Here is a 12,638-nt window from a genome sequence, read left to right on the forward strand (position 1 = left end):
CGGGTTCGGACGGCTCAGCATCGAGCGGCCCGGTGAGTCATCGGCTACGCAGGACATTAGCGGCGGCTGCCTCGGCGGTCAAGCGTTTTAGCACCCCAATAATGGCGAAAAATTAAAATTGCTAAAACGCTTGATCGGCGTGACGTTTCACGCTAGCTTACAAGTGATCAAACGCTTTAGCAGAATGGACATCAGCGCAGATGAAACGCCCAGTTTTCTTCCAACCCGCCGACGGATGGGTTGGGGACCTTATCCCCTACGAGAAGGACGGGGAGTTCTGGCTCTTCTACCTTCACGAAGACCGCTCAGACCCAAAACCCGGAACTTCATGGAACCTGGTCACCACCAAGGACCTCACGCAATTTGAGAACCATGGCGTCTCCCTGCACCATGGCAGCGAGGCCGACCTCGACTTCAACGCCTACACCGGCAGTATCGTCGCGGACGGGTCCGGCGTCCACCACCTCTTCTACACCGGCCAAAACCCCCGGAACGCCGGGGCCGACGGCGCGCCCCTCCAGTTGGTCATGCACGCCACCAGCACCGATGGCATGCGAACCTGGAAAAAGCATCCGGAACTGACTTTTGGCGCTCCGGACGGTTACGAGTCCGGTGACTGGCGGGATCCCTTCGTGTTGTGGGATGACAGCAGGTCGCAGTGGAGGATGCTGTTGGCAGCCCGGCACTCCACCGGCCCGCAACGCCGCCGCGGCGTGATAGCCCAGTGCGTGTCCACTGACCTGATGTCCTGGCAGCACACCGATCCGTTCTGGGACCCGCGCCGGTACATCACTCACGAATGCCCGGATGTGTTCGCCTGGGGTGACTGGTGGTACATGGTGTACTCCGAGTTCTCGGAATCCTTCACCACCCGCTACCGCATGGCCAAGAGCCCCGACGGCCCGTGGACTGTGCCGCACCTGGACAGCATCGATGGCCGCGCCTTCTACGCCTCAAAGTCCGCCGAACGCGACGGTCGCCGGTTCTTCTTTGGCTGGATCGCCACCAAGGAAGGCAACATCGATCATGGGCCATGGCAGTGGGCCGGCACTATGTCCGTGCTGGAAGCCCGCCAAAACCCGGACGGAACCTTGGCATTCTCCTTCGCGGACGAGCTGGTAGAGAGCTTCTGGGATGACGTCCCGCTGTCCCTGACCAGTGCGTTGCCTACCCGCCTCGATGTGCCGGACGGGTACACGGCCTTGGTGTCCGAGGAGGAGTTGCCGCAGCAGTTTTACGCCAAGGTGGTGCTGGACATAGCTCCGAACACCACCGAGTGCGGGTTGCTGCTCCGCTCAAGCAACGACGGCGACCATTCCTACGTCCTCCGTCTGGAACCCAAGCGTGGCCGGCTCGTCTTCGACCGCTGGCCGCGCGCCATCACCGGCGATGCGCAGTGGCACGTCTCAGGTGACGTCCCGTTCGACGTCGAACTTGAGCGACCCTGTGACCTCTCCCCCGGCGTGCACACGCTTGAGGTCATCGTCGACGGCGACATTTGCGTCGCCGTCGTCGACCGTCAAGTGGCGCTCAGCGCCAGGATGTACGACCTCAGTACCGGCAGGATAGGCGTCTTTGCCGGCGAAGGAACCGTCACGGTCACCGAACTTGAGATACGACAACGCACCGACAACTGAATACCCCACCCCAACCTCTGATCCAATCAAGGGAGATTGCCGCAATGAAGAAACTACTCCGTGCTGCCGCCGTCGCAGCCGTCGCCGCTTTGGCCTTGACAGCCTGTGGCGGCGGAGGAGGTGCTACAGACCCCTCCAACGTCAGCCCCACCGGGGAGATCAAGCCCCGCGAAATCTCGTGGCTCCTCTCCAGGCCTGCCGATGGCGCCGTCATCAACATCATGAAGAAGCTCGCCGACGACTACGCCAAGGACCACCCGGGGTTTGCATTGAACCTCATCACCACCCCGGACCGGCCCTCCTACATCCAGAAGCTCGAAACCCTGGCTGCGGCCAACAAGCTTCCCGAGCTGTTTGACACGGACGCCACCCCGTTCGCTCAGCAGCTGGCCAAGCAGGGCAAAATGGTGGAGGCCGACAAGCTGCTGAAGTCGCTGGACCTCTACGACGACTACCGGCCCGGAGCCTTGGACTACCAGCGCTTCGATGACGGATCCCTCTACATGATCCCGTTCCAGTTCGAGCTGGAATTCATCTGGTACAACAAGGCCCTGCTCCAAAAAGCGGGCGTGGCTGTCCCTCAGTCCTTGGACGACATCCCGGCAATGTGCACTGCCCTGCGCAACGCGGGAATCACGCCGATCGCCATCGACGGGCAGGACCAGTGGCCGCTGGAACGCTATGTCGCCTACCAGCCCTTCCGGGCTGCCGGACCCGACTTCGTGCAGAAACTGAAGAAGGGTGAAGCTGCGTTCAGCGATCCCGCGGGTCAGAAGACCGTCCAGTGGATGGCCGCACTTGGCAAGGCCGAATGCTTCCAGAAGGGCTTCTCCGCTCAGGGCTACTCGGACGCGCAGAACCAGTTCACCTCCGGCCAAGCCGCGATGTACAACATCGGCACGTGGGAACTGCCCAGCCTCGCCACCGACAAACTCAACCCTGACGTCCGGGACGACATCGACTTCTTCACCCTTCCCACAACAACGGGTTCCGTAACGGCGGCCAACGAATTCGTTTCGCCCTCCGGCATCGGCATGGCCGTGAACTCGAAGACGTACGATCCCCTGGTCAGCGACTTCCTGAAGTTCGCCTTGCAGAAGTACCCGGCTGAGTACGCCGCCACCGGGGCGCTTTCCCCCACCACCACCGTGGAAACCACCGTCCCCGCGAACGCCACGCCGCTGTACAAAAAGGCCCTCGAAACGGCCAACACCCTCGGGGAAAAGCAGGCCATGCCGTGGGACACCCAGCTGGACCCCACCACCAACGGCCGCCTGCAGCAAGAGCTGGTCCTCCTGGTCCAGGGCAACATCACGCCCGAACAATTCACCAGGACCATGGACGACGCCATCAAGCAGAACGCGCCCAAATTCTTCAAGTAAACCGAAACGGCGGGGGCCGGTAAGGCCCCCGCCCGAAAGGCCCACCATGCTTCCCAACAGGTCAAGGACCTCAGTCCTGGTTTTCCTGCTCCCACCCCTGCTGCTCTACTGCGCAGCAGTCCTCTTCCCCATACTTCAGTCCCTGTTCCTGAGCTTCTTCTCCTGGAACGGCATCAGTGACATGGAGTTCGTCGGGCTGGCCAACTACGTCCGAATGCTCACGGCTGATGACATCTTCTGGCGTTCCTTCTTCAATGCCCTGGTCTACCTGGCCATCTGCCTGGTCCTGCAACTGGGCGGCGCCCTGGTTGTCGCCAGCCTGCTCACGTCCCTGCGCAGGGGACGTGAATTGATCAAGACCCTTTATTTGCTGCCCGCCGTGATTTCCACGGTCGCCATTGCGTTCCTTTTTGTCCGCATCTACTCCATTGATCCTGTCGGCTTGCTGAACCAGCTGCTGCACTGGATTGGACTGGGTTCCTTGGAGCGTGCCTGGTTGTCCGACGTCAACACAGTACTGGCCGCGGTCTCCGCCCCTGAAGGGTGGCGGTTCACCGGGCTGTACATGCTCATCATTTACGCGGCCCTGATCGCCGTACCCAAGGAACTCGAAGAAGCAGCGGTCCTGGACGGCGCATCGAAGTGGACGCTCTTCACCAAGATCCGTTTCCCCTACATCCGGCCCGTGTGGATCACCACCACCATCATGGCCACCACCTACGGCCTGCGCGGTTTTGATATCCCGTACCTCATGACCAACGGCGGCCCCGGACAATCCTCCGAGCTCCTCACCACCTATATGTACAAGACAGCCTTCACCAGCACGGATTTCGGCTACGCAAGTACCATCGCCGTCTTCATCGTGATCGAGTGCCTCGTCGCCGTCGGCCTTATCTTGTTCATGCTCAAGCGGAAGGCAGATTCATGATCACCCAGACAGCCCCGGCTCAGCCGACCCGCGCCAGGGTTCCTTCTCCCGTCCGCGAGCGCCGGCGTCGGAAGCCCAGCTTGTACCGGACATTCTCGAGGGTCCTGATCATGCTCATCGTGATCGTCCAGGTGTACCCGCTCGCCTGGCTCTTCGTGACCAGCCTGCGGACCGAACACGACTTTGCCACCGGTGATCCGTTCGGACTTCCCAGCTCGTTGACGTGGGAAAACTATGCCCGGGCCTTTGAAACCGGCGACCTGGGACGGAACATCCTGAACAGTTTCATCGTCACCATGGGCGCCAACATTCTGATTGTCCTTTTCGGCATGATGGCCGCCTACGCCATTCAGGTCCTTGGCTTCCGCCTCAGCAAGTTCGTCCGGGGCTTGTTCCTGATCGGCATCATTGTTCCCGTCCAAATCGCGCTGGTCCCCCTGTTCATCGACTACTCCGCGGTGAACCTCCTGGACACCTACCAGTCGATGATCATCCCCCTGGCCGGCTTCGCACTCCCGATGTCCATCTACCTTTTCTCGTCCTTCTTCGAGTACATACCGCGCGAAACCTACGAGGCAGCATCTCTGGATGGGGCCGGACCCTACCGGATCTTCGGGCTGATAACGCTGCCGCTCTCCCTCAACACCGTGGTCACCGTGGTGCTGGTCAACAGCATCTTCATCTGGAACGACTTCATCTTCGCCAACACCTTTGTTCTCTCCGAGGACCTCAAGACCATCCCCCTGGGCTTGCAGAACTATATCGGCGCCATGGGCAAGGTCGACTGGACGGCCACGTTCGCCGCTGTCTGCGTGACCATCACCCCGCTGCTGCTGGTATTCCTTGCCCTCAACAAGGCCATGATCCAAGGCCTTGAGAGCGGAGCGAACAAGGGATGAGCGCTATGGCCGCCGGTTATACTCCTGAAGGAGGACAGATGATTTCGCAGGAGAGAGAGTCAGGCAACGCGGCCACCCCCGCCGTTCCTGTCAGAACAGGCCGTGCCCATCCGGTGACCCTCCGCGAGGTGGCTGAACTGGCCGGAGTATCCACTGCCACGGTCTCCCTGGTGATCAACAAGAAGAAGAACGCACGGATCGCCGACGAAACCCGCCAACGCGTCACCGAAGCGATCTCCCAACTCGGTTACCGTCCCAACGCCATGGCCAAAACGTTGGTGAGCGGAACGTCCAAATTCATTGGCCTGGTTGCCGACGGCGTAGCCACCACGCCGTTCGCCGGCCAAATCATCCACGGCGCCCAAGACGAAGCCTGGAAACATGGTTATGCCCTGCTGATCGCGAATACCGAAGGCAACCAAGAGCTCGAAAAAGACGCGATCGCCATGATGCTCGAATACAAAGTACGCGGCATCTTGTACTCCACCTGGTTCCACCGTCCTACGGACATCCCCGAAACCCTGCGGGAATCGGACTTCGTCCTGGTGAACTGTTTTTCACCAAAAGCCGGAGCAGCCCGCGCCGTGGTCCCCGATGAGACCCAGGGCGGACAATCGGCAACCGAGATCCTGCTCCGCGGCGGCCACCGTCGCATCGCCTTCATCAACGCCACCACCCCTGCGCCCGCCAGGGATGGCCGGCTCCAAGGGTATAAGGACGCACTCGATGCCGCCGGAATTCCCTTTGATCCGGCATTGGTGCTGGAGGCCTACCCTGATCAGGAAGGCGGCTACGGCGCCACGGAAAGCCTGCTCGCGCTTGGAGTGAGTGCCGTGTACTGCTACAACGACCGCATGGCCATGGGACTTTACGATGGCCTAAGGGAAAACGGGCTGTCCATCCCAGAGGACATGGCCGTGGTGGGTTTCGACAACCAGGAAGTCATCGCCGCCCACCTGCGCCCGCCGCTCTCCACCGTGTCACTGCCTCATTACGAACTGGGCGCAGCCGGCGTACGCATGCTCCTGGGCCTGGATGCTGCGCCCCTTGAGTCAGCTGTGAAGATCGCTTGCCCGCCGGTTGAGCGAGCCTCCGTAGCAGTGCATTCATCTGCTTAGCATTCCTGCACGAACAACTGCTCATTGCCCGCAGGCGCTCATGGGAATAGCGTTGAGGGTGGAAGCCCAGTGGTCCCCCATCACTGGGCTTCCCTTGTGAACCTGTCAGCTCTTGGGAAGGACATCGCTTTGATCGGCTCTCTGGAAACGGGTGGTTCCACCGACGAGCTGACCGGGATCGTCGGTGTCGCGGCTCAAGTAATCGAGGCCCTCGGCGAATGGGGTGTGGGCCTGCTGACGCTTCTTGAGACGGTATTCCCGCCGATTCCCAGCGAAGTCATCCTGCCCCTGGCAGGTTTCCTCACCCAGCAAGGCAGCATCAATCTGCTGCTGGTGTTCCTTACCAGTACCCTGGGTGCCTATGTGGGCGCGCTGCTGTTGTACTGGCTGGGGTACAAAGTAGGGCTTAAGCGGTCCATCAACCTGCTGTCGAAACTTCCACTGGTTGATCGGGAAGATTTCGAGAAAGCCGCCGATTGGTTCGAACGCCACGGTAAGTCCGCGATCTTCTTCGGCAGGCTTTTGCCCGGGGTGCGCAGCCTCATCTCCCTCCCGGCGGGCGCCGAACGCATGAACCTGATGACCTTCAGCATCTTCACCATCGCCGGCACCGGAGTATGGAACGCGCTGCTCATCGGCTTGGGCGCGTTGCTCGGCAAGCAGTACCACTTGGTTGACCAGTACTCACGATTTCTCAACTACGCCGTATACGCAGGGCTTGCCGCCTTCATTGCGTGGCTCGTTGTCCGCAGGGTAAGACGGGGCAAGGAAAGCGCCAAGTAGGCGTTCCCAGTTAATGCTCCGACCGCGCTTGGCGCGGAAAACACCTCACGTTCGGCGCGGTTGGACGGGAACCGTGGGGAAGCGTTTGAGCGGCGGATGGATGTGCCGGTCCGTGGCGGTGAACAGCGCAGCCGGGGCACCGCCGGTTGTTCCGTGGGTCTTCCGGCCGGTGTCATTCAACTGAGGCATCATCTTGCGGGTGAAGTTACCAGCTGCCAGAGTTGTTTCCCACACGGCGTCATAGACGGTGCGAAGCTGGGTCAACGTGAACTCCTCCGGCAGAAGCCGGGCAGCGACGGTGGTGTATTCCATTTTCCCTGCCAGCCGCGCCAACCCGTCACCCAGGATAGCGGCGTGATCAAAGGCCAGCTCTTTGCTGCGGAGAACGTCATGGACGGCATACCAACCAGCAGAGGCAGCATCGGACCCGGCGGCAATCTTTGGCAGTGAGGTCCCGTTGGAAGCCAGGAGCGCCAGATGGGCCACGGAAACAACCCGCATTCGGGGATCCCTATCCGGACTGGTGTAAGTAGCCAGCTGCTCTATATGAACCGGCAGCCTTCCCAGGTCAAGGCCTGTCTCTTCAGCGAGTTCACGCTCTGCTGCCTGACTGGTTCCGTCGAAGCTGTTGAAGAGCCCGAAGACACATTCGTGGAGGACACCGTTGTCCGGCTTCTTGTGCGGCTCAACATCCCGCTGCCGGAGTGGCTGGCCGGCTGATCTGCATCGGGGGCCCCATCGTCCCATCTCTGTGAGTACTGATCGAGACAGGCGCACACCGCCGGGAACACCTTCAAGTGAAAAGCACCATCAGGCGTCGTCTTGCGTAGGTTCTGGCCGCTGCGGCCATCATTGGCGGATTTTTTGCCGCTACCGCCGCTCCGGCGCAGGCCCTGGAGGTCAAAGAGCGTTACTACAACAACTGGTTCTACAGCGAAGCCACATGCATGAGCCAAGGCAATAGAATGCTCCAGTCGCAGCCCGACTGGATAGGGTTCCAGTGTTACCGCGGACCCGGTGACGCCAAATGGTCGATGGATGCCTTTGTCGATGACGGCTTTGGATGCTTCGCTCCGACCACTTTGGTGAAATCCAGTGAGCAGCGCACGGAAACACAGGTCGACGCTGATTCGACACGTGAGCCGGCACCGCTATGCGGTTAGTAGATGCCCTGATTCCCGCGAACTCGGTGATCCGGGCACGAGGCTGGCTGACCCATACCGACGGGCGCACCTGGTTCACTCATCGGGTGCCGCAGTCAACGGGAGGGGCAACAACAGGGGTTGAAGTTCTCGGTAGCTTCCAATTCGCGCAGGATGAGTCCATCACGCACGGTGAATTGCATGCGCGTTGGGAACAAGGCGCCCTGGCAGTCATGTCATGGACGGAAGGGCCTCCCGCCACGGACTCCATTGTTGGCGATGCTGCACGGCTCGCCACGCATCTGGGAACTCTCCATCGAGGGCCGTCACGGACCCTGAACACCGCAGAGCAGGAAGCCTGTGAGGCCACCATCCAAGGTCTCTTCAATGACGGGCGAATCGTTTCGCGTTCCGTGCTCACCGTGCCCCCTGGCTCGAAAGTCACGGTCATCGCTACCCAAGTTCCTGCTGAAGTGGAGGAACTCCTGGGCTCCTACTTCGAGCCGGGCTATCTATATCTGGTCAGGGCCTCCTGGACAGCGACGGACCTTCTGGAGGCGAGAAATGCTCTGGCGGGGCTTCCCGAAGGCCTGGTGCTCTCGACAGGGCAGGGCCTCAACGCGCGAGGCGAAACCCCTCTTAGAGTGACACTCTTCGCCGCCAGCCCAGAATTCGACGCTGTTCAGCACGCGAGTCCGCCCGGACTCATTGTTGGTGAAATCTGGTTCCAGCAATAACAGTTGTGCGTCCCGCCCCAGATGGGTGGGACGCACAACTTGGCGCCCTGTGGCTGTGGCTGCCCAAGCACCGCCCCTCGGCACCGAAATCGCTTCCGCGACGTCTCAGGCCCGGGGTGTGTCCGTTGTCGATCAAAGATGCGCATGGCCCAGCCCCCCTCAAGGTCATACGATATGACCCACGATCGCTCCCCCGGCAAAACGCCGCGCGTCACGAGCCGCGAGGGAAGCTCATGGCGAGGCGAAGGCCGGGCGACGGCGGGACACCCCCGGCAAGTCTTAGTTTTACTCAGCTTTTCTCGGGCGTGCTGGAGCTTTCCAGCGCACACCGCTTTTACCCGTCGCTTTTATCAGGTTCAGCACCTTGCTTGGCGGGTCGCGTTCGGCGGCGGTTACTGGAGTCAGAATGCTTGGAGTTCGAAGTCGAAAGTTCAGGTTGGACAGATCCTGCGGCGCCCAGCATCCCTGAAAGGGAGGAACCGGTATTCGCACCCTTCGCCACCTCCGCCAGGCCCGACGCAAAGTCCCCTGACCCCGTCGCGGCCAGCAACGACGAAGTTGAGCTTAGGCTCTCGTCCGCATCCGCGGCGGCGGCCATTGGAGGTCGATCTGGACTGGCCTTTTGTCCGCCTTTGGACGTCATGGTTTACTTCGGCCGGCTCAAAGGTCTGAGCAAGGCTGCCGCCAAATCCTGGTCCATGGAATACCTGGAACGGGTGCAACTGGCGGATAAAGCCAACCTGAACTTGGAGAAGCTCTCCGGCGGCCAGAAACAGAAAGTCCAGCTGGGCGTGACCATCATGAACAACCCTGAGCTGCTCATCCTGGACGAACCAACCAAGGGCTTCGACCCGGTGAACCGGCGCGCGCCGGCGAGTTTCTGGTCTTCGATGATGTCCATCAGCAGCCGACCGTCTCTGCTGGCCGGTGAACCCGTAGATGTCAACGGACAGCGCGGCTACATTGAGGTTTTCCTGTACGAACTCCTTGAAGAGCGCCGGAGTAACCACGTCGATACCAGACTCACCCTTGAATCAGTGGTCCGTGAATACCCTCGGGCGGATCTGCCCCTGGACACGAGCATCACCACGAAGGGCATCAGACATTACGGTGCCATCATGGAGGCCCTTCAAACACGTCTGGACGATTTTCATGCCCAGCACGGCATGAGCCTACTGGAAGACTTCTGGTACCGGCTCACGGCGGATAAGACGGTCGAAGAAGTGGCAGCCGACATTGAGGACGAGGTCGTTCAGCGCCTATCTGGAGACACCGTGCGCTATCTCTTGGCCGAATCCCGCGACGCAGATCGCCCAGTTGAAACACCTGGAGCCTTCGAGGGTTGGTCTGGTTATGAGGAACCCATCGTGTGGCCAGGACCGTGGGTCCGCCATTTGGATCACAATGCCCTCGTCTTCTGGCGGCTTAGGGCCCTCGTCATGGCTGCGGAGAATGACGTCCGCGACCAGGTCAAGATCCCGAGGATCGGCGAAGGGTTGGTTTCTGAGATGAAGCTGCTGAGAGAGATCCAAGCAGCGTTTCCGGGAGAACGTATCGTGCATCAAGCCCGGCCTGGCTGGTTAGTGCCCCAAAGCCTGGACATCTACTTCTCCGCCTACAACATCGGGATCGAGTATCAGGGTGCCCAACACACGAGGCCGGTTGAGTTCTTCGGCGGGGCGGACGCTTTCGAACGCCAGCAGGACAGGGACCTTATCAAGGCCTCGCTCTGCGAAGAATACGGTTGCGCCCTCATTCAAGTGCACCCTGGCTACGACCTCGACGCCGTCCTATCGAAAGTCAAGGACGCTATAACGGCCGCACGGTCCAAAGCTACCGAGCACTCCTGAATCGTCTGCGGCGCGCAAATGTCGGTCCCGTCCAACCTGCATCATTCGGATTTTGCCGGTGCGGGAGTCTTGAGGTTTTCCTGAGTCAGTGTTGTGGTTTTGCAGGGTTGGTTCTTGATCCGGGCCCGGCACAGTAGTTCTTGTCAGCCAGAGAGGCTGGAAGAAACGGCCGGCCGTACCCGCGGTGGCCTCCCGAAAGGACCATACTCAGATGGCCATCAGCCTCAAGACCACCTCCGGCAAAATCCTCGCCTCCGTCGCACTGGTCGGCACCGCAGCCGCCGTCGCCGGCATGGGAACCTACGGCGCGTTCACCTCTTCGACCTCCGCGTCGCAGGCCGTCACCGCAGGCACGGTCACCATCGCCCTGGGCGCCCCCGGCCCGGCCAACACCCTCAACGTCCCCATCGCAGGACTGCTCCCCGGAGACAAGGTCGAAAAACTCGTCACCCTGGCCAACACCGGCAACTCGGACCTGAACAACGTCACCCTCACCACCTCCGCCGGGGCCACCGGGTCCTTGCTCACCACGGACGCTACCAACGGCCTGCAACTGACCATCGAAAACTGCTCCGTGGCCTGGACCGGCACCGCCGCCCCCTACAGCTGCACCGGAACCAAGAGCACCGTCCTGGCCTCCGCCCCGGTCATCACCGCCAACAAGGCCCTCACCAACCTCACCTCCCTGACCTCGGCCAAGACCGACAACCTCAAAGTCACCACCGCGTTCCCCACCACCGCCAACAACGACTTCCAAGGCGCCACCTCCACCATCGCCTTCTCCTTCACCGGCACCCAGCGCACCGAAACCACCAAGTAGCACCCACCCCCGCTGACCCCGAACGGCCAGCCGATAGACCCCAGGGGCCGGCCGGTATGCCCTTCCGGCCGGTTCCTGACCATTTCCTGATCAAGTCTTGAGGCCTACCCGCACGCTCTCTTGAGCGGGGAAGGACAGACTGAAAGCACGTCGAACACCACGAAAGGAACGCCAGGCATGAGCGCACTGAGCACCATCACCACCCCAGCAGTTCGCGGCCGGCGTTCGGCCGCAGCAGGGAACGGGACCCAACCCGCCGCCGTCGTTCCTTCCGTCCTTGAGACCGCCGCTGTGAAGCAGCCCGCAGCGGCCACCCCCATTGCGAGCACAACCGCCGCCTTCCGCCGGATTGCCGGCAAAGTGGTGAGGGTTATCGGCATGGGCATGCTGGTCCTCGCAGCGTTGGTGTTCCTGTTCCTGGCGATCGGCCCGCGCGTCCTGGGCTACCAGACCTCCACCATGCTCACCGGATCCATGGCCCCGCTGATCAACCCGGGCGACGTCGTCGTCACTGTCCCCACCCCCATTACCGACGTCAAGGTCGGCGACATCATCACCTACCACATCCCGGTCGAAGACCAGCGGGTCGAAACCCACCGGATCACCGGGATCAGCACCACCGCCGACGGCGGCGTAGCAGTCCAGACCAAGGGCGACGCCAACAATGGCATCGACCCCTGGATCGCCACCCTGCAGGGCAAAACCGTGGACAAGCACGTCGCCACCATCCCGGGAGTCGGCAACGCCATCCGTGCACTGCGCCAACCCATCGTCATGAACATCCTGATGTACGGCGCACCCACCATCCTGGTCATCGGAATGCTTGCCTCCATCTGGACCAAGGACCCCGCCAAGACCACGCTCGAGGAAACGGCCGGAGGCCGCGATGAAGCCATCGGGTAATCCAGGCGGTGAACTGGACTTGGGCAGGCTCCAATCACTCGCCGAGGAACTGGGAAGCCCGGAACCGGCACTGCGTTTCCTTGCCAAATACCTCGCGATGCTTCCGCAGCGCGTCGAACGAATCGTCCACGCGGTGGACGAGCATGACGCCACGGAGACCACCACCGCTGTTCTCAGCCTGAAGATCAGCTCTTCGATGGTGGGAGCGATGGAGACGGAGCATCAATGCCGTGCCATCGAGACAATGATCCGGGAAAAGCACTTCGACGACGCAGCCGATGCGCTGCCCGCGCTGCGGCAGACAGCAGACCGCTGCCTTGCTTCACGGTCCGACCTCATCCGGGCCGCGCATACATCGCTGACCCGGCACCGGGGATTTTTCGGGTCTTGAGCGGACCTTGAGCGTTCACCGAGGCGTTTCCTGAGGGCCGTTCGCCAC

Annotated in this window: 11 protein-coding genes and 1 pseudogene; 11 read left to right on the forward strand and 1 reads right to left on the reverse strand. The window is 61.4% G+C overall.

The annotated features are described in order from the left end of the window. Nucleotides 1-200: 200 nt before the first annotated feature. From ABIE35_RS05050 to ABIE35_RS05075, 6 genes are all read left to right on the forward strand, one after another. Nucleotides 201-1,637 (forward strand): glycoside hydrolase family protein, encoded by a 1,437-nt coding sequence (locus ABIE35_RS05050; RefSeq protein ID WP_354512917.1) that lies wholly within the window; start codon nt 201-203, stop codon nt 1,635-1,637. A gap of 44 nt (nt 1,638-1,681) precedes the next feature. Further along, the gene (locus ABIE35_RS05055) at nt 1,682-3,019 is read left to right on the forward strand and encodes an ABC transporter substrate-binding protein (protein ID WP_354512919.1); all 1,338 of its coding nucleotides are present in this window, start codon (nt 1,682-1,684) and stop codon (nt 3,017-3,019) included. Nucleotides 3,020-3,065: 46 nt separating this feature from the next. Continuing rightward, entirely contained in the window at nt 3,066-3,947 is an 882-nt protein-coding gene (locus ABIE35_RS05060) for a carbohydrate ABC transporter permease (protein ID WP_089593847.1), read from the forward strand. Further along, nucleotides 3,944-4,846 carry a carbohydrate ABC transporter permease gene (locus ABIE35_RS05065; protein ID WP_354512921.1) on the forward strand — a complete coding sequence of 301 codons (903 nt, stop codon included), beginning with the start codon at nt 3,944-3,946 and terminating at the stop codon, nt 4,844-4,846. The genes ABIE35_RS05060 and ABIE35_RS05065 overlap by 4 nt, the downstream gene beginning before the upstream one ends. Nucleotides 4,847-4,884: 38 nt before the next feature. Then, the gene (locus tag ABIE35_RS05070; RefSeq protein WP_354512923.1) at nt 4,885-5,964 is read left to right on the forward strand and encodes a LacI family DNA-binding transcriptional regulator; all 1,080 of its coding nucleotides are present in this window, start codon (nt 4,885-4,887) and stop codon (nt 5,962-5,964) included. A gap of 102 nt (nt 5,965-6,066) precedes the next feature. Next, a complete protein-coding gene (locus ABIE35_RS05075; protein ID WP_354513039.1) occupies nt 6,067-6,747 on the forward strand; it encodes a DedA family protein in 681 nt (226 codons plus the stop codon). A gap of 45 nt (nt 6,748-6,792) precedes the next feature. Here the strand turns inward: ABIE35_RS05075 and ABIE35_RS05080 are convergent, their stop codons facing one another. Further along, a complete protein-coding gene (locus tag ABIE35_RS05080; RefSeq protein WP_354512925.1) occupies nt 6,793-7,494 on the reverse strand; it encodes an NUDIX hydrolase in 702 nt (233 codons plus the stop codon). 628 nt (nt 7,495-8,122) lie between these two features. Between ABIE35_RS05080 and ABIE35_RS05085 the strand changes: the two genes are divergently transcribed. The 5 genes and pseudogenes from ABIE35_RS05085 (at nt 8,123) to ABIE35_RS05105 (ending at nt 12,590) form a co-directional block, all read left to right on the forward strand. Further along, a complete protein-coding gene (locus ABIE35_RS05085; RefSeq protein ID WP_354512927.1) occupies nt 8,123-8,626 on the forward strand; it encodes a hypothetical protein in 504 nt (167 codons plus the stop codon). A gap of 632 nt (nt 8,627-9,258) precedes the next feature. Next, nucleotides 9,259-9,492: pseudogene (locus tag ABIE35_RS05090) on the forward strand (ATP-binding cassette domain-containing protein); the annotation flags it as partial. A 1,195-nt stretch (nt 9,493-10,687) separates the two neighbouring features. Next, the gene (locus ABIE35_RS05095; RefSeq protein WP_354512929.1) at nt 10,688-11,296 is read left to right on the forward strand and encodes a TasA family protein; all 609 of its coding nucleotides are present in this window, start codon (nt 10,688-10,690) and stop codon (nt 11,294-11,296) included. A gap of 177 nt (nt 11,297-11,473) precedes the next feature. Continuing rightward, nucleotides 11,474-12,199, forward strand: coding sequence for a signal peptidase I (locus tag ABIE35_RS05100; protein ID WP_354512931.1), 726 nt, complete (start codon nt 11,474-11,476; stop codon nt 12,197-12,199). Continuing rightward, nucleotides 12,183-12,590 carry an Hpt domain-containing protein gene (locus ABIE35_RS05105; protein ID WP_354512933.1) on the forward strand — a complete coding sequence of 136 codons (408 nt, stop codon included), beginning with the start codon at nt 12,183-12,185 and terminating at the stop codon, nt 12,588-12,590. The genes ABIE35_RS05100 and ABIE35_RS05105 overlap by 17 nt, the downstream gene beginning before the upstream one ends. Nucleotides 12,591-12,638: the final 48 nt, after the last annotated feature.

This window comes from Paenarthrobacter sp. 4246 (assembly GCF_040546855.1).
GTDB lineage: Bacteria > Actinomycetota > Actinomycetes > Actinomycetales > Micrococcaceae > Arthrobacter.